Genomic DNA, 17,926 nt, shown 5'->3' with positions numbered 1-17,926 from the left:
GGCTCATGCGGTGCAGGAGGAGGTCGTTGCTTGGTTCAGGAGGAGGTCAATGCTCGGGGTGCGCGGTGGTCGAACCGGTCGCCGAGCCGGTCGCTCAGCCTGTCGTCGACCACGGCGGCGAGGTCGGCGAGAACCGGGTGTGCCGTGACGTCCTTGAGGGACACGGCGCGGTCCAGGGCGATGGCGAGTTTCACCGCCGCGAGGGAGCTGCCGCCGCGGTCGAAGAAGTGGTCGCGGCGTCCCACGCGGTCCTGGGGCACGCCGAGGACGTGGGCCCAGGCGGCCGCCAGCCGCTGCTCGGTGAGTGTGGCCGGTGGCTCTTGATCGACGTCGCCGGTGGCGAGTTGGCCGGCCAGCGCCGTCAGCGCCTTCTTGTCGATCTTGCTGTTGGCGGTCAGCGGCAGGCTTTCACGCCAGTGGATGGCCGCCGGGACCATGTAGGCGGGGAGCATGGCGGCGAGCCGTTCGGTGAGCGTTCCAGGGGCGACGGGCTTCGGGGCGGAGTAGAAGGCGACCAGATGCCTGCTCCGACTCTGATCGGCCTGCTGGGCCTGCCGGCCCTGTTGGGACTGTTGGGCCTGTTCGGCCACCACCACCGCACCGTCACGGACACCCGGGAGGCGGAGCAGGGCGTTCTCGATCTCGCCGATCTCGATCCGGAAGCCGCGGATCTTGACCTGGGCGTCGCGGCGGCCGAGGAACTCCAGCTTCCCGGAAGGATGCCAACGGCCGTAGTCGCCGCCGAGGTAGAGCCGCGTACCGGGGCGGTGCGGATCGGTCAGGTAGGCCGCTCGGGTGCGTTCGGGATCGTTGATGTACCCGCGACCGACGCAGACCCCGGAGAACGCGATCAGGCCCGGGGCGCCCAAGGCCACCGACGCGAGGTGTTCGTCGACGACGTGGACACGCACGTTGTTGACCGGGCGCCCGAGCAGGATGCGGTCCGGCGCGCGGTGCATGACGTCGTGGTTGGTGTCGTCCGACGTCTCGGTGAGTCCGTAGGCATTCACCAGCCCGATCCGGGGCTGCGCGGTGAACCAGCGCTCGGCGAGCTCCTTCTTCAGCGCCTCACCGGTGACCGAGACGTACCGCAGGTCCGGCAAGGCACGGGGGCGCTGTTCCAGCTCGGTCAGGACGGCTTCGAGGTACGAAGGCACGACCTGGAGGACAGTGGCCCTGCCGTCGGTGATGGTGTCGAGAAAGCGCGGTACGTCGAGGATGGCGTCCTGTTCGACCAGCAGGGTCCGCCCACCGACCGGCAGGGCGCACAGCAACTGCCACAGGGAGATGTCGAAGCACTGCGGGGCGGTCTGCGCCACCACGGCGTCTTCACCGATCTCCAGGTCGTCGATCTTGGCGTAGAGGTGGTTGAGCAGGCCCGCGTGTTCGCACATCGCGCCCTTCGGTTCACCGGTGGAGCCGGAGGTGAAGTAGATGTACGCCAGTTGGTCGGGCGTGACGGGGATGCCGAGGTCGTCGTCCGCGTGGTCTTCTTCGTACGCCTCCTCGATGAAAAGCCTCTCGACTTCGGGCCGGGAGGCCAGGGCCTGGTCGAGGGCGGTGGTGCTGCGGGGGTCGGTCAGGACCAGGGCGCAGTCGGCGCGGGAGAGGATGGCGGCGATGCGTTCGGCGGGGAAGTGCGGCTCGATGGGGAGGTAGGCGCCTCCGGCTTTGAAGACCGCGATGACGGCGGCCAGCCAGTCCAGGTTGCGTTCGGTCACCACCGCGACGACCCCTTCGCGGACGAGCCCACGGGCGGCAAGGGCGCGAGCCAGCTGGTTTGCCCGGGAGTTGAGCTCCCTGTAGGTCCACTGCCGGTCGGCGTGTACGGCGGCGACGGCATCGGGATGCGTCCGCACCCGCCCCTCGAACAGCTCATGCGCCCTCATGCTCGGCAACTCACGTTTAATTCCCGCTAGTTGCTCCCGCTGGAACCGCAGTTCCGCGGTGGACAGCAGGCTCTGGTGGGCGTGTTCGGCATCCGGGTCGGCGGTGATCAGAGCGAGCGCGGTCAAGTGATAGCCGGCGATGCGGGCGACGCTGTCGGCGTCGAGCCGGTCGGTGCGGTAACGCAGCCGCAGCACGAGCCGGTCGTCGCGGCGCGCCGGGCCCGCTGCCCGCACCTTCCGCATGCCCACGCGCAGCGCGGTGTCCTCCGGGAGGTCCCCGTCGATCGCGGTGAGGTCGAGGACGGTCTCGGACAGCGGCCCGGTCAGGCCGAGTTCGTGCCGCAACCGGTCGATCTCCTCGGCCGGAACATTCTGGTGCGTCAGCAGTTCGGCGGCCGACTGGTGGGCGCTCCGCAGCAGTTCCCACCATGAGGCGGGTGCGGTGGTCAGGCGGCAGGGCAGCAGGCCGCCGTCCTCGGTGACGTAGCCGGTGGTGATCTCCCGCTCTCCGGACAGAACCGCGAGCACCTTGGCATGGGCCGCCAGGAGAATCGAATCCACCCGTATCGCCAGTTCGTCCGCCAGCCTGCGGACCTTGGTGGCAGTGCTTTCGGGGGCCCGCGTCTCGTACTGGCCCACGCCCGGCACCGGGTGGCGGGTCCAACGCGGGGCCGGGGTGAATCCGCCCTCGGTCAGTACGCCGCGCCAGTAGTCCAGGCCGCTTCGGGTGGGGCTCGGATGCGTTGTCATGGGATCGTTCCCTCTGCGTGTCGGTGGGGTGGCGGTGTCAACTACCGGAGCTCAGGCGGCGGCCTGGCCGGCGTCCGGTTCCCGGCGGCCCGCGAAAGGCGCTTCGTCGCCCGGCAGCTCCCGGGCCGGGTTGCCCGCCCACTGGGCGTGCGGGGAGGTCTCCTCGCCCTTCATCAGGAAGGAGTCCGGGGCGAGCACAGCGCCGTCGCCGATCCGGACGCCGTAGTGGACGAAGGCGCCGACCCCGAGGGTGCAGCCGCTGCCGACGACGCTGCGGTCGGACTTGAACGCGCCGTCCTCCTGCGAGTGGCACTGGACCACGGTCCCGGCGTTCAGCGTGCTGTCGTCGCCGATGGTGACGAGGGTGCGTTCCGGGAGGAAGCAGCCGTCGTCGAAGACCCGTTTGCCGATCCGGGCCCCCAGCAGCCGCCAGACCATGTTCTTGAAGGGGGTGCCGTCGAAGGCCTGGATGTAGTCGACCGATGCCAGCTTCCAGAAGCGTTCGTGGCGCCAGAACGAGGGCTCGTAGATCGAGCAGTACAGCGGCTGCTGCGGCTTGAATCCGGTGGAGGCCCGTTCGATCAGCGCGAAGTGGACGACGGTGAACCCGAGGGTGAGCACGCCGGCCAGTGCGATCGCCAGGGCGCCGAGCGAGGGATAGAGGCCGGCCGCGCCCATGGCGATGAGGGTGATCACGAAGAGGTGGATGAACCGCGCCAGCAGGTAGAGGCCTGCGGTCACGGCGTTGTGCCTGTTCTTGGCTGCCAGGCGGCGGCGCAGTTCGTCGCCGGTCTCCAGATGGTTGAACCGGTTGTCCCGCATCACGGTGCGCGGGATCTCGAAGCTGGGCGAGCCCAGGAGGCCCACGCCCTCGCGCACCGGACCGTCGATGGGGACCAGGACCTTGGTGGCGAGCAGGCAGTTGTCGCCGGTCTTGCCCTGCGCGGGGTAGGCGATGCGGTTCCCGAGGAAGTTGCGGGGCCCGATCGACGTACGGGAGACGCGGAAGGACGTGCTGGAGAAGTCGGCGTTCATGAGCGAGAGTCCGTCGGCGATCATGGTGCCGGTGCCGACGGAGCTCAGGTACGGGTTGTCGTGCTGGAACTCGGTGCCGAAGTTCGACCCGGTCTGCTCGACGCGGGACAGGTCGTAGCCGAGGTAGCGCAGGTAGTGGACGATGCCGGAGCTGTCGCCGAAGAGCGTGGCGAGGAACTTCCTGTTGGTGAGCAGCGTGATCGCGCGCTGGATGCCGTAGTGGAAGCCGTACAGCGGATAGTCCTTGCCGGGCTCGATGGCCCGGTTGAGGACACGCGGCACGGTGCCCACGACCAGGAGACCGGCGAGCAGGGAACCGACGAAGACCACCAGGGAGGTGGCCAGGGCGTCGACGTAGAACGCCGGGCTGGTCACCGGCCTGGGTTCCAGGAGGGTGTGCAGCTGGGGGACGCCGGCCAGCAGGATGCCTACGCCGCCCATCGACAGGGGCAGCCACACCAGCAGCAGGCTCAGCAGTTGCAGGACGCCGTACGCGGTCCTCTTCGGGGTGGGGCAGTCGGCGGGGGCGACCGTCCCGTAGTCCACGTCGGTCGGCTGCGCCGGCGAGCCGTGCCGGCGTTCTCCGGCGGGCACCGCCTGGCCGGCGTGCAGGGAGGAGGCGTGGCCCAGTTGGGCGCCGTCGCCCATCGAGGTCTCGATGTCGAGGACCGTGTGCTCGCTGACGAGCACGTTGCTGCCGAGCGTGACCGGGCCGGTCTGGATCCGGCCGCCGTGGGCGCGGTAGCAGGACAGCAGGACGTCCTTGCGGATGACCGTGCCCTCCCCCACGGTGAGCAGGTCCGTACAGACCGGGATCGAGTGGGTGAGGATCGTGACGCCTCTGCCGATCCGCGCGCCGAGCGCCCTGAGGTAGACCGTGTAGAGCGGTGAGCCGGTGAACAGGCGCAGGGGACTGGAGCGGATCAGGGTCTTGACGACCCAGAAACGCAGGTAGGCCGTACCCCACAGAGGGAACTGCCCCGCTCGCCAGCGGCCGACAAGGGTCCACTTCGCCGCGATCGGCACCGTGCACAGGCCCACGAAGCCCACGGCCGCGCACAGGACCGACCGCAGGTAGAGGTCGGCGAGACCGGAGCCCTCGGAGATCCATGCGTAGCCTTCGGCGACGGCGAGGGCGGCGACGTAGGAATAACCCAGGAAGAACAGGAACTGCAGCAGTCCGCAGACGACGTATCGCCGGGTGGCGGCGCGGGCCCCGGCCCGGGTTCGTGGAGGCGCCGGTGGCGACGCCTCCGCGGGCGAGGACGACGGCGGGACGGACACGGGCGCGGCCTTCGCCAGCGCGGCGGCCAGGCTCCGGGCGGTCGGGTACCGGTAGATGTCCTTCATCGACACCGTCGGCAGGTCCTCCCGCTTCCTCACCCGCGCGCAGAACCGTGCCATGACCAGGGAATCGGCGCCCAGGTCGTTGAAGAAGTGACTGTCGGCCGGTACCCGCTCGACACGTACGACGCCGGCCAGCACCTCGGCCAGCAGCCTTTCGGTGCCGGTCGCCGATTCGGCCGCGCATACATCCATGGTTTTGTCTGGCACGAGAACTCCTGGAGGACGTTTCGGTCAGCGTCGGTCGGTGCGCACGGATTCGTGACGCCCGCCTCTCCAGTAGGCCCGTCCGGGGTTTTCCTGTCCTGCCCCTGGAATTCGGAACTTGACAGAGAAGATCGATCTTGATAATTCGCCGATTCAACCGCACCAGGGGTGTGCCTCGGGGCCGCGATGAATATGGGAAATCGGGGCGCATGTCAAGCCACGCATTTCGGTGGCATGACATCACCGCCCGGAATTGGGCCTACTGGAGGCGTTCCGGCGAGCCGCGGCTCATTGTTCGAGGAGACGACCATGCCCGTCATATCCGCGCCCCAGGCCTTCAACGAGGACGATCTCTATGTCGACCTGGAGGGGGTCTTCGAGCACCCGTTGTTCCTCAAGTGCGAGGGCTTCAATTTCGCCGGCTCGATCAAACTCAAGGCCGCCACGGAAATGGTCGAGACCGCCGAGCGTGACGGCCAGCTGACGCCGGGCTCGGTTCTGGTCGAGTCGTCCTCGGGCAATCTGGGCGTGGCTCTGAGCATGATCGCGGCAAACAAGGGATACCGGTTTCTGTGCGTGACCGACACCCGCTGCAATCTGGCGACCAGGAAGATGATGGAGGCCTTGGGCGGCGAGGTCCACGTCATCACGGAACCCCATCCCGTGAGCGGTTTCCTCGGCGCGCGCATCGACCACGTGCGCGCGCTGTGCGCCTCCGACGACCGTTATGTGTGGCTCGACCAGTACACGAACCGCAGCAACGCGCTGGCCCACTACCGCAGGACCGCCCCGGCCGTCGCCCGGCAGTTCCCGGACCTGGACGTGCTGTTCGTCGGGGCCGGGACCACCGGAACCCTGATGGGCTGCGCTCGCTACTTCCGCGAGCGGCACCGGCCGGTGCGGATCGTGGCCGTCGACACCGTGGGCTCGGTGACCTTCGGCGGCGCTCCGGGCCGGCGGATGATCCCCGGGCTGGGTACCAGCAGGCGCCCCCCGCTGCTCGAAGAGTCCCGGGTCGACGACGTGGTGCGCGTGCCGGAGGCCGACACCATCCGGGCCTGTCACCGGCTGGCCCGGCGTGGGTTCCTGTTCGGGGGCTCCACCGGCACGGTGGTCAGCGGCGCGATGGAGTGGCTGGCTCGTCGGGAGGGACGGGAGCTGACCGCCGTGGCCATCGCCCCGGATCTGGGTGAGCGGTATCTGGACACCGTCTACCAGTCCACCTGGGTGGAGGACCTGTACGGCGAAGACGTCCTCGAATTCCGGGCGTTGGCCGTCACCTCCCGAGCGGCTTGATCTCCCGCCGCGGGCGAAGCGTTCACCCGCGCTTCATCATCCATATGCGGGCGCCTCTTGCCGCCCATCGAATGGCCTCCTAGCCTCGCGACGCTTCCATGTCCCTCTGGCGAAAGGCGACTTGACCCATGCGCGACCCGCTACTGCGCGCGGTGAGACGGTTCGGTACGAAGACCGCGGCCGGGGTGATGACGACCGCGCTCGCGGCGGCAGCCCCCTGCCCGCTGCCGCCGCGCCCGTCCCCGAACGGCCCTCCTCGCTCGTGGACCCGCTGATCGGTTCCGCGAACGGCGGCAACACCTACCCCGGCGCCACCCTCCCGTACGGGATGATCGCCTGGTCCCCGACCAGCACCAGGGGCGATCAGACCAGCACGGGCGCGGCCAACGGCTACCAGTACGACACGACCCGTATCCGCGGGCTGAGCCTCACTCATGTCAACGGCGCCGGCTGCAATCCCGGCGCGGCCGGCGACGTACCGATCATGCCGTTCGTCGGCGACGTCACGTCGTCACCGTCGGCGGACACCAAGGACGCGGTCTACGCGGCGAACTTCTCGCACACGGACGAGAAGGCCACACCCGGCCGCTACAGCCTCGGCCTGGCGTCCGGCGCCCGCGCCGACCTGGCCGTCAGCAAGCGTGCCGGAGTCGCCGACTTCAGCTTCCCGGCCGACCGCCCGGCGAACCTGCTCTTCCGCGTCTCCAACTCCCTCAACGGCAGCGAGGACGCGCACGTCGACATCGACGCCGCCCACCGCAAGGTGACCGGCTCGGTCCTCACCGGCGCCTTCTGCGGCCGCCGCGCCAACGGCGGTGTGAACAACCGCAAGAGCTACTACCGGCTCTACTTCAGCGCGTCGTTCGACCGTGACTTCTCCTCGGTCGGCACCTGGCACGACAGCACGCTGTCGCCCGGTTCGACGTCCGCGTCCGGGGGCGAGGGCTACGCCACGGGTGCGGACCGCGCCGGACGCGGTTCCGGCGGCTGGGTCGGCTTCGACACGCACTCTGACAACGATGTCCGGATGCGGATCGGCATCTCGTACGTCAGCCTCGCGGGCGCCGAGGCCAACCTCCGCCAGGAGATCGCCCCGCAGGCGAGTGTCGCGGACGTGGCCGATGCCGGGGCCCGCGCCTGGGACCGCGAACTGGGCACCGTACGCGTCGAGGGCGGCAGCGCCACCCGCCGCACGGCGTTCTACACGGCGCTCTACCACTCGCTGATGCAGCCCGATCTGATCAGTGACACGGACGGCCGCTACTGGGGCATGGACCAGGCCGTCCACCGGCCCGAGTGACGTTCCCCGGCCCCGCCGCAGTCAGTGGGGCCGCAGGATCGGTCGGAGGTCGTCCAGGACGGCCGGGTCCTCGATGGTGGAGGGCATCGGAACGTCCCGGCCGTCGGCGATGCCGCGCATCGCCCTGCGCAGGATCTTGCCGGAGCGGGTCTTGGGCAGGGCGTCGACCACGGTCACGTCGCGGAAGGCGGCCACCGGTCCGATGTCCCGGCGCACCGCCGCGACCAGCTCTTCGCGGAGCGTGGCCTCGTCCGGATGCGCGCCGGATTTGAGGACCACCAGGCCGCGGGGCAGTTGCCCCTTCAGCTCGTCGTGGACTCCGATCACCGCGCACTCGGCGACCGCCGGGTGCGCGGCGAGGACGGCTTCGATGGCGCCGGTGGACAAGCGGTGTCCCGCGACGTTGATGACGTCGTCGGTGCGGCCCATCACGAAGAGGTAGCCGTCCTCGTCGAAGAAGCCGGAGTCGCCGGTGGTGTAGTAGCCGTCGTGCTGCGAGAGGTAGGCGTCGATGTACCGCTGGTCGTCGCCCCAGAGCGTGGGCAGTGAGCCCGGCGGCAGGGGAAGCCGGACCGCGATCGCTCCCTCCCGGCCGCGGGGCAGTTGTCCGCTCGTGGCGGGGTCGAGGACCTGGACGTCGAACCCGGGTACGGGCACGGTGGCCGACCCGGGTTTGGCGGGCATCAGTTCCAGTCCGCGCAGGTTGGCGGAGATGGGCCAGCCCGACTCCGTCTGCCACCAGTGGTCGATGACGGGTACGCCGAGGGTGTCGTGGGCCCAGTGGTAGGTGTCCGGGTCGAGGCGTTCTCCGGCGAGGAAGAGGGCCTCGAAGGCGGAGAGGTCGTAGCGCGCCGGCTCGGTGGCCTCCGGGTCGGCCTTGCGGATCGCGCGCAGTGCGGTCGGCGCGGTGAACAGCGCCTTCACACCGTGTTCGGAGACCACGCGCCAGAAGGCACCGGCGTCGGGGGTCCCGACCGGCTTGCCTTCGTAGAGCACCGTGGTGGCGCCGATCAGCAGGGGGGCGTAGACGATGTAGGAGTGGCCGACGACCCATCCGACGTCGGACGCCGCCCACCAGGTGTCGCCGGGACGGACGCCGTAGATGTTGGTCATCGACCAGGCCAGCGCGACCGCGTGACCGCCGTTGTCGCGCACGACGCCCTTCGGACTGCCGGTGGTTCCGGAGGTGTAGAGGATGTACAGGGGGTCGGTCGCCGCCACGGGCACGGGGTCGGCCGGCTTCGCGGTGGCCACCAACTCGTGCCAGTCGACGTCCCGTTCCCCCAACTCGGCGCGTGCGGCGTCGCGTTGCAGGATCACGGTGTGATCCGGTTGGTGCCGGGTGGTCCGCAGGGCCTGGTCGACGATCTGCTTGTAGTCGACGATGCGCGTCGGTTCGATGCCGCAGGACGCCGCCACGACCACCTTCGGCCGCGCGTCCTCGATGCGGGCCGCGAGTTCCTTGGGGGCGAACCCGCCGAACACCACCGAGTGGACGGCCCCGATGCGGGCGCAGGCCAGCATGGCGATGAGGGTTTCCGGCACCATCGGCATGTAGACGATCACGCGGTCGCCCTTGGTGACGCCGAGTGCGGACAGGGCCCCGGCGAAGACGGCCACGGCGTCGCGCAACTCGGCGTAGGTGTAGGAGGTCTTGGTACCGGTCACCGGGGAGTCGTGGATGAGCGCCGTCTGTTCACCCCGCCCGGCGGCCACGTGCCGGTCCAGGGCGTTGTGAGCCGTGTTCAGTTCGCCGTCCGGGAACCACCGGTACAGCGGCGCCCGAGAGTCGTCCAGGGCCCGGGTCGGTGTGCGGGACCATTCGATGGCCTCGGCCGCCTCCAGCCAGAACCCCTCCGGGTCGCTCAGGCTTCGGCGATGGGCGTCCGCGTACTTCCCCATCAGGCACCTCCTCGTCGAATCGCCTCGGCGGTACGTCGTCGCGCGCCGTGGGCGGCGGTGAACAGCCGAGGTCTGCTCCGCGACAGGCCGATGGGTCACCTCGTCGGGACGGCTGCGTCCCGTCTCGCGTCCTGCCCGATCAGCATCCCACCCCCGCGGCGTCCCGCGCGAGCAGGGCGGCGGCACGTCGCCCTCAGCGGGGCCAGTCCGGCGCGGGGTCCTCGTCCAGGAGGGGCCGGATGGCGCCCAGGACGGCACCGACGCACACGTCGCGCAGTTCGGCACGGGTGCAGGTCTCCTCGGTGAGCCAGTCCACGCACAGCACCTGGACGAACACCAGCCAGCTCTTCAGGACACCCGACACGGCGGCCCGGGTGCTGTCGTCGGCGAGCGGGAGCACGCCGAGCAGGCGCTCGCGCAGGGCGTCGAGTTCGCCGGCGATGATCGTCTGGACCAGGCGGTCGCCGGCCAGGACACGGTTGGCCGCCAGGACGGTGTTGCGGTTCTCCGCGAAGTACTCGATGTGGGCGTCCAGGCCTTGGGCGAGCTGTTCGACCAGGGTCTCGGCGGGATCGAGCCGGGTCTGCGCGAGCAACCGGTCGGCGACCTGCTGGTAGAGCGCGGCGAAGAGGTCCCGCTTGCTCGGGAAGTGCCGGTAGAGCAGCGCGCGGGAGACTCCGGCCCGCTCGGCGACGTCTTCCATCAGCACTTCGTCGTACGGCCGCGCGGCGAAGAGCCTCGCCGCGACGGTGAGGAGTTGGGCTCGGCGTTCGGCGGGACCGAGCCGCTGACGGGGAGGCACGACCGCATCTTACTTGACACATGTTCACTAAGTGGCCCTACTTTAGTTGACACACGTCTACTAGTGAGAGGCGATGACCTCATGACCAAAGCCAGGGCACTCCGGGGACTCGCCGTCGCGATGGGGTACGCCAATGTGGCGATCGGGCTCTTCCACGTGCTGCTCGGCAACGCGGCGATCCCGGGCGAGGGCTCGGCCGGGGCGACGATCGACAGCCTGGGGCGGTTCTTCGGCGCGATCTTCTCCGGGTACGGACTCGCCTGGCTGTGGGCGGCCCGGCAGTCGCCGATCCCCGCGGCGGCGGTGCGGTGGCTGACCGCCGTGTTCCTGCTGGGCGCCGTCGGGCGGCTGCTCTCACTCGCGGCGGTCGGGTGGCCGCAGGCGTTCCAGGTGGTGCTGGGGGTCGTCGAACTGACCCTGTCCCCCGTGTTCTTCTGGCTGGCGGACGCCGAGGAGAAAGCGCTTGAGGTCCCGACCGGGGCCGAATCCGTAGGTCGGCACGCGTGAGGTGAGCGCGCGGGGGCGGACCGGCGAGGGCACGCAACGGTATTGACATGCCCTAAGCAAGCGGGTGAGATGTGGTGGCTTTCGTTCGTCCGTGTTTGAACGTGTGAAGTGTGATCGCGTGTTCCCGTGTACCACTCACCCCCCTCGGAGCCGCACGTGTCTGCCGAACGACGTGTACACAGAAGACAGTTCGCCGTGGCCGTGGCCGCCCTGTGCCTGGCCGTCCCGACCCTGATCGCCGCCAGGCCCGCCGCGGGCACGGCACCGACGCCGACGGCCGCAACCCCGACGAGCGCGGCGACGCCGACGGCCGGGCCCGCCGTCGACAACGGCCTCGCCCGCACCCCGCCCATGGGCTTCAACAACTGGAACTCCACGCACTGCCAGGCCGAGTTCAACGAGGACATGGTCAAGGGCATCGCCGACGCCTTCGTCTCCCTCGGACTCAAGAACGCGGGCTACACGTACGTCAACATCGACGACTGCTGGGCGTTGCCCAACCGGGACGCGAACGGCAACCTCGTGCCCGACCCGGTCCGGTTCCCCCACGGGATCAAGGCGGTCGCGGACTACGTCCACACCAAGGGTCTCAAGTTCGGGCTCTATTCCAGCGCCGGCACCAAGACCTGTGACACACAGGGCTTCCCCGGCGGGCTCGGCCACGAGCAGCAGGACGCCAACCTGTGGGCGTCCTGGGGCGTGGACTACCTCAAGTACGACAACTGCAACAACACCGGCGCGGACGCCAAGCAGCGGTACAAGGCCATGGGGGACGCGCTCAAGGCCACCGGCCGCCCGATCCTCTACAGCATCTGCGAGTGGGGCGAGAACCAGCCCTGGAACTGGGCCGCGCAGTACGGGAATTCATGGCGTACCACCGGCGACATCTCCGACTCCTGGTCCAGCATGATCGGCATAGCCCACCAGAACCAGTCCCTGGCCCCGTACGCCGGGCCGGGCGGCTGGAACGACCCCGACATGCTGGAGGTCGGCAACGGCGGCATGACCGACACCGAGTACCGCACCCACTTCAGCCTCTGGGCGCAGATGGCGGCGCCGCTCCTGATCGGCACGGATCTGCGCAGCGTGTCGTCGGCATCGTTGGACATCCTGAAGAACACCGACGTCATCGGCATCGACCAGGACCCGCTGGGCCGGCAGGGCACGGTGGTGTCGTCGTCCGGCGGTCTCGTCGTGATGTCCAAGCCGCTGGCGGACGGCGGGCGTTCGGTGACGCTGACGAACGAGAACGGCACCGCGCGAACGGTGTCGACGACCGCGGAGGCCGTCGGCCTGGGCGGGGCGACGTCGTACTCCCTCAAGGACCTCTGGTCCAAGCAGGAATCCACGACGGCCGGTGCGATCAGCGCGTCGGTGCCCGCGCACGGCACGGTGATGTACCGCGTGACACCCGGCACTTCCGTCCCGCCGCCCACCGGCATCCATCAGCTCAGCGACCTGCCGTGGACCTCGGCGGCCAACGGCTGGGGCCCGGTCGAACGCGACCGCAGCAACGGCGAGCAGGGCGCCGGCGACGGCCGCACCCTCACCATCAACGGCACCACCTACGCCAAGGGCCTCGGCACCCACGCCCCCGGCGACATCACGTACCACCTGGGCGGCAAGTGCAAGTCGCTGCGCGTGGACGTCGGCGTCGACGACGAGTCGACCGCGGGCGGGTCCGTCGCCTTCCGGATCTACCGGGATGCGACCAAGGTCGCCGACAGCGGCGTGCGGACGGCCGGTGATCCGCCGGTACGGCTCACCGCCGACCTGACCGGCGGGACGACGCTGCGGCTCGTCGTGACCGACGGCGGCGACGGCATCGACTACGACCACGCGGACTGGGCCGACGCCCGGCTCGCCTGCGGCGACGGTCCGACGGCCGGCGCGCACGCGCTCAGCGACCTGACGTGGACCTCGGCGACCAACGGCTGGGGCCCGGTCGAACCCGACCGCAGCAACGGCGAGAAGGCCGCCGGAGACGGCCACACCCTCACCATCAACGGCACCACCTACGCCAAGGGCCTCGGCACCCACGCCGCCAGTGACGTCACCTACTACCTCGGCGGCACCTGCTCACGCCTGACCGTGAACGTGGGCGTGGACGACGAGGCCGGCGGGACCAACGGGTCCGTCGTCTTCCGGCTGTACCGGGACGACGCGCTCGTCGCGGACAGCGGCCGCATGACGGGCGCGGACGCGGCCAAGACGCTCTCCGCGGACCTCACCGGCGGGATCGAACTCCGCCTCGCCGCCACCGACTCCGCAGACGGCATCAACTACGACCACGCCGACTGGGCGACACCACAACTGACCTGCGCGTGAACGGAGACGCTCGCCCCTCCCCCCGGCACCACGCATGCCGGGGGGGGCTCGGACGTCCCGCCATCGGTCTGGACCTGTCCGAGAACCCGGCCCTATATTGCTGACATGTTCCGGTCAACAGGACCCGCACGGCTGCGACGCCGAGCCGCTCTCGCCGTTTCCCTCGCCCTGACGGGCGCCGCGCTCGGCATGCTGACTCCCGGCTCCGCCTCGGCGCAGCCCTCCACGTCGACGGACGCCTTCAACAGCCTGACAGCGCAGAGCCATCCGGACTGGATGGGCGGCGTCGACGGCGCGCTGAGCCTGGGCCGTCTGTCGGTCCCCGGCACCCACGACACCCTGGCCATTCACGGCGGTTGGCTCTATCCGTCGGCGTACGAGACCCAGGAGAACCACGGCGACAGCGCCGCGACCCTCGGCGCACAACTCGACGCGGGCATCCGGGCGATCGACATCCGGGTACGGGTGGTGGGCGGGGCGTTCGCCATCCACCACACCAACGTCTACCAGAACGCCAACTTCGACGACGTCCTCTCCCGGGCCCGCGACTTCCTCGCCGCGCACCCCACCGAGACCGTCCTGATGAACCTGCACGGTGAGTGCGACGGGGACACCACCGAGGGCGGCAGTGGCAGCACGTCGATCGGGCACTGCGCCGACGACCCGTCCAACACCACCGCCGCGGACCGTATGCGCATCTTCCGCGATTACCTGGCCCGTTACCCGGGGCTGTTCTACGCGCCGACGGTGACCGGGACCTCCACCGCCGACATGCCCACCCTCGACCAGGTGCGCGGCCGCATCGTGCTGACCCGGTTCACCGGGCCCCGCGGCCAGGTCTACTCCGGCTACGGGCTCAGCCAGTTGACGAGCGGCGACTGGGGCCACTACGTCACCGACGACTGGGGCCAGTGCGATCTCGGCACCAAGTGGAACGGAGTCAGGGACAACCTGGCGGAGGCCGCGGGCGACAACTCGGGCGCGATGTACGTGACGTACACCTCGGCCAACTGCACACCGTCCGGGGCGACTCCGGCCGACATGGCCGGCGGGTACGGCGGCGGCACCGGGATGGACCAGCACACGCTGGACTTTCTCGGCGGAGGCTACTGGGGCCACACCGGCATCGTCATGACCGACTTCCCCGGACACGCCCTCATCGCGGCGCTCATCCGCCACCAGCCCGGCGGCGTGTCCGGATACGCGCCCTCGGGGCTGTCGGGCAAGTGCCTGGACGCGTATGGCGGTTCCGGCGCGAACGGCACCAAGGCCGACGTGTGGACGTGCAACGGCAGCGCCGCCCAGTACTGGACCGCCGCCCCCGACGGCACCCTGCGCATGGGCGGTGCCTGCCTCGACGTGACCGGCGGGAACACCGCCGACGGCACACCGGTGGAACTGTGGACGTGCACCGGCGGCGCGAACCAGCGCTGGACCCAGGGCGCGGGGGGCCGACTGGTCTCGGAGCAGTCCGGCAAGTGCCTGGACGTTCCGGGGTCGTCCACTGCGGACGGGACCCAGCTGGTGATCTGGCCCTGCCAGGGCGGAGCCAACCAGCAGTGGCACCTGCGCTGAGCGGGGCGGCGGGGGCTACCCCCGCCGCCCGCGGTGTCACAGCTGGAGCTGGACGGGCAGATGGCGAGGCCCGCGGAGCATGGCGTTCTGCCGGTAGGGCGGCGGGTCCTGGACCAGGCGGGCCGTGCTCAGGTGCGGCAGCAGCGCACCGAGCGCGGTCTCGGCTTCGAGGCGGGCGAGCGGGGCACCGAAGCACAGGTGGATACCGCTGCAGAAGCCGAGGTGCTCGTTGTCCGGGCGGGTGGGGTCGAACCGGTCGGGCTCGTCGAACCGCCGGGGGTCACGGTTGGCCGACGCCAGCGCCAGGATGACCGACGTGCCGGCGGGGATCGTGGTGCCGGCGACGTCGATGTCGGCGAGGGGGACCCTCTCGCGCATGTGGACCGGGGGTTCGTAGCGCAGCAGTTCCTCCACGGCGTGCGGCAACAGCTCGGGTTCGCTCCGCAGTTGCTCCACGTGCTCGGGTTGGCGCAGCAGCGTGAGCACGCCGTTGGTGATCAGGTTGACCGTGGTCTCGTGTCCCGCGATGAACAACAGCACGGCCGTCTCCGCGAGTTCCTCGCGGGTGAGGCGCAGGGCCGGATCGGGCTCGTTGACGAAGGCGGAGAGCAGGTCGTCGGTCGGGTGGCCGCGGCGCCGCTCGGCGAGGTCCAGCAGGTACCCGCCCATCTCGATCCGTGCCTGGTCGCCCGCCCGGTGCCGCTCGGTGGGGTCCTCGTCCGTCCGCACGTCGGCGGAGGTGACCAGGGTGTCGGACCAGGCCCTCAGGAGCGGTTCGTCCTCGCGGGGTACGCCGAGCAGGCGGCAGATCACCGTGACGGGCAGCGGGTAGGCGAAGTCGTCGACGATGTCGATCTGTTGGCCCGTCGGAAGGGCCTCCATCAGCTCCTTGACGATCTCGGCGATCTCGCCCCGCATGCCGTCGATCCGGCCCGGGCTGTGCGGCGGGCCGAACGGCCGCATGGCCAGGGTGCGCAGCCGGTGGTGCTCGGGGTCGTCGAGCCGCAGGAACGGCGGCTTGCCGGTCACCTCGGACGGAGTGGGAGCGGTACGCGAGCGCGGATCGGCACTCATCCGAGGGTCGTGGAGCAGAGCGGCGATCTCGTGGTACGTGCCGATCAGGTACGTGCCGTCCGCCTGGCGCACCACGGGACCGGCCTCGCGGAGCTCCGCGTACAGCGGGTAGGGGTCGGGGCGGTTGACGTAGTCGGTGATCCGGGCCAGCAAGGTGTCGGAGGCCATGGCGGCTCCTCGTGGTCGGGCGGGACGAGGGTCAGCCGACGGGCTTGACCACCGTCAGTCGGCGATCGGGCAGGTATCCGGTGAGCGCCACGGTGGGGCCGTGGGACAGGACCTTCGGATCCGGCACGTCGGACGGAATCGCGACGTCGGCCGCGATCGCGCGGTCCGCCGCGCCGGGCGGGGGCGGGAACGGAGCCGCGGTCTCGATCAGGTGCTGGTAGTAGTCGATCGCCTTGGCCATGTCGACGGTGACCGCCGCGGTGACCCGGCCCTGGTAGCCGTAGACCACCGCCAGCCGGCGCGCCTCCAAAGAGCCCTGGGCGATCATCACGTGGTCGGAGAAGGTGGGCACGCCGACCGACTTGATGTTGAGCCCGAACTGGGTCGACCAGAACGTCGGTACGGCGAGGTGCGGACGCCGCAGGGGCCCGGGACTGACCATGTTGTGGGCCGCGACCTCGGCCTGCGCGACCGCGTTGCCCCAGTGCTCCAGGGAGAGCATCTGGTACCCGAACAGCGGGTGCGGGAACCGGGAGACGTCGCCCGCCACGAAGACGTCGTCGGTGACGATCCCGTACATGTTGAAGGCCCTGCATCCGGCGTCGCAGGCGATGCCGCGCGGGCCCGCCGCCAACCCGGATTCCGCCAGCCACTCCACGTTGCGGACCGCCCCCAGCGCCACGACGCACACGTCCGCGTCGACGCGGCTGCCGTCGGACAGGTCCGCACCGGTGAACCGGCCGTTCCCGTCCCCGTGCAGGGCGGTGACCGTCACTCCGCAGCGCAGATCCACGCCGTGGTTGCGGTGCATGCCGACCGCGAGCTTCGACAGCGTCCCACCGAGCGCGCCCACCAGCGGAGCGGGCCCGCGTTCGGCGACCGTGACGTCCAGTCCTCGTTCCCGGCAGGCCGAGGCGATCTCCGAGCCGGTGAAGCCCGCGCCGATCACCAGCACCCGCGTCGGGCCGGCGGCCAACCGCTCGGCCAGTCCACCGGCGTCGTCACTGGTACGCAGGGTGAACACCCCGTCCAGGGCGGCTTCCTCGGGGTTGGGCCAGGGCCGGGCCCGGGTGCCGGTGGTGATCAGCAGCCGGTCGTACGGCAGTGACTCGCCGTCCGCCAGCAGCACCCGCTTGGCGAGGGGGTCCAGGCCGGTGGCGGCCACGCCGAGCCGCCAGTCGGCGACCGGGTCCCGGCGCATCGGCAGCGCCGTGGAGTCCGCCGCTGCCTTGCCGAGCAGTACCTGCTTGGACAGCGGTGGCCGGTCGTAGGGCGGATGGGGCTCGTCCCCCACCACGGTCAGTGAGCCGGTGAAGCCCTCCTCGCGCAGCGTCTCCGCGGCCCGGAGCCCGGCCAGCGACGCGCCGACGATGACGATGCGGCCGTCGCTCGGATCACCGGGCACCCGCGGTCACCCCCTCGCCGACGAGGATGGCCCGGACCGGGCAGGCCGCCGCGGCCTGGCGCACGCGCTCGTCCTGGTCGGCCGGGACGGCGGGGGCGTACAGCAGCCCCTCTTCACCGTGCAGCTCGAACACCTCCGGCGCGTGGAAGACGCACTGGGCATAGCCCTGGCAGCGCGTGAGGTCCACAACGATCTGCATGGACGGCCACTCCCTGAGTCGTAGTAGTGCTCGCTTTGCCCCCTTCGTCCTTTTCTACGCCCGTATCGCCGCGACTGCGCGCCGTAGTCGCGCCGGGGGTACTCCCATGGAGCACCTTCCCCTCGGGGGCCCCGCACGGTATAGT

General features: G+C 70.4%; 10 protein-coding genes and 3 pseudogenes. 6 read left to right on the top strand and 7 right to left on the bottom strand.

Annotation, left to right across the window (positions count from 1 at the left end):
• Positions 1 to 35: 35 nt before the first annotated feature.
• Together ACWGKT_RS05975 and ACWGKT_RS05970 are read right to left on the bottom strand one after the other, a co-directional pair.
• Positions 36 to 2,639: a non-ribosomal peptide synthetase gene (locus tag ACWGKT_RS05975; RefSeq protein WP_453272646.1), complete on the bottom strand. Its 2,604-nt coding sequence runs from the start codon at positions 2,637 to 2,639 to the stop codon at positions 36 to 38.
• 51 nt (positions 2,640 to 2,690) lie between these two features.
• Positions 2,691 to 5,213: a Pls/PosA family non-ribosomal peptide synthetase gene (locus ACWGKT_RS05970; RefSeq protein WP_453272718.1), complete on the bottom strand. Its 2,523-nt coding sequence runs from the start codon at positions 5,211 to 5,213 to the stop codon at positions 2,691 to 2,693.
• Positions 5,214 to 5,534: 321 nt separating this feature from the next.
• Between ACWGKT_RS05970 and sbnA the strand changes: the two genes are divergently transcribed.
• Positions 5,535 to 6,521, top strand: coding sequence for a 2,3-diaminopropionate biosynthesis protein SbnA (gene sbnA / locus ACWGKT_RS05965; RefSeq protein ID WP_453272645.1), 987 nt, complete (start codon positions 5,535 to 5,537; stop codon positions 6,519 to 6,521).
• Between the two features lie 128 nt (positions 6,522 to 6,649).
• A pseudogene (locus ACWGKT_RS05960) lies at positions 6,650 to 7,812 on the top strand (glycoside hydrolase domain-containing protein); the annotation flags it as partial.
• A gap of 30 nt (positions 7,813 to 7,842) precedes the next feature.
• Here ACWGKT_RS05960 and ACWGKT_RS05955 read toward each other — a convergent pair.
• Positions 7,843 to 9,723 carry a propionyl-CoA synthetase gene (locus ACWGKT_RS05955; RefSeq protein ID WP_453272644.1) on the bottom strand — a complete coding sequence of 627 codons (1,881 nt, stop codon included), beginning with the start codon at positions 9,721 to 9,723 and terminating at the stop codon, positions 7,843 to 7,845.
• A 193-nt stretch (positions 9,724 to 9,916) separates the two neighbouring features.
• A complete protein-coding gene (locus ACWGKT_RS05950; protein ID WP_356156240.1) occupies positions 9,917 to 10,525 on the bottom strand; it encodes a TetR/AcrR family transcriptional regulator in 609 nt (202 codons plus the stop codon).
• A gap of 81 nt (positions 10,526 to 10,606) precedes the next feature.
• On the opposite strand from ACWGKT_RS05950, the gene ACWGKT_RS05945 reads away from it, so the two are divergent.
• The 4 genes and pseudogenes from ACWGKT_RS05945 (at position 10,607) to ACWGKT_RS05930 (ending at position 14,935) form a co-directional block, all read left to right on the top strand.
• Entirely contained in the window at positions 10,607 to 11,032 is a 426-nt protein-coding gene (locus ACWGKT_RS05945) for a DUF4345 domain-containing protein (protein ID WP_453272643.1), read from the top strand.
• 351 nt (positions 11,033 to 11,383) lie between these two features.
• Positions 11,384 to 12,901 (top strand): annotated as a pseudogene (locus tag ACWGKT_RS05940) (NPCBM/NEW2 domain-containing protein); the annotation flags it as partial.
• Positions 12,902 to 12,937: 36 nt separating this feature from the next.
• Positions 12,938 to 13,360: pseudogene (locus ACWGKT_RS05935) on the top strand (NPCBM/NEW2 domain-containing protein); the annotation flags it as partial.
• A gap of 105 nt (positions 13,361 to 13,465) precedes the next feature.
• Complete coding sequence (locus ACWGKT_RS05930; protein WP_453272642.1) at positions 13,466 to 14,935, top strand: phosphatidylinositol-specific phospholipase C domain-containing protein; 1,470 nt, start codon at positions 13,466 to 13,468, stop codon at positions 14,933 to 14,935.
• Positions 14,936 to 14,971: 36 nt separating this feature from the next.
• On the opposite strand, the gene ACWGKT_RS05925 is transcribed toward ACWGKT_RS05930, so the two are convergent.
• Genes ACWGKT_RS05925 through ACWGKT_RS05915 form a run of 3 tightly spaced genes read right to left on the bottom strand, consistent with a single transcriptional unit; the run spans position 14,972 to position 17,781 of the window.
• A complete protein-coding gene (locus ACWGKT_RS05925; protein WP_453272641.1) occupies positions 14,972 to 16,177 on the bottom strand; it encodes a cytochrome P450 in 1,206 nt (401 codons plus the stop codon).
• Positions 16,178 to 16,208: 31 nt separating this feature from the next.
• The gene (locus ACWGKT_RS05920; RefSeq protein WP_453272640.1) at positions 16,209 to 17,582 is read right to left on the bottom strand and encodes an NAD(P)/FAD-dependent oxidoreductase; all 1,374 of its coding nucleotides are present in this window, start codon (positions 17,580 to 17,582) and stop codon (positions 16,209 to 16,211) included.
• Complete coding sequence (locus ACWGKT_RS05915) at positions 17,572 to 17,781, bottom strand: ferredoxin (protein ID WP_356154479.1); 210 nt, start codon at positions 17,779 to 17,781, stop codon at positions 17,572 to 17,574. The genes ACWGKT_RS05920 and ACWGKT_RS05915 overlap by 11 nt, the downstream gene beginning before the upstream one ends.
• Positions 17,782 to 17,926: the final 145 nt, after the last annotated feature.

It is taken from the genome of Streptomyces sp. NPDC054794, assembly GCF_053611585.1.
The sequence above is the reverse complement of the archived record's forward strand: the minus strand, read 5'-3'. Positions and strand labels throughout refer to the sequence as shown.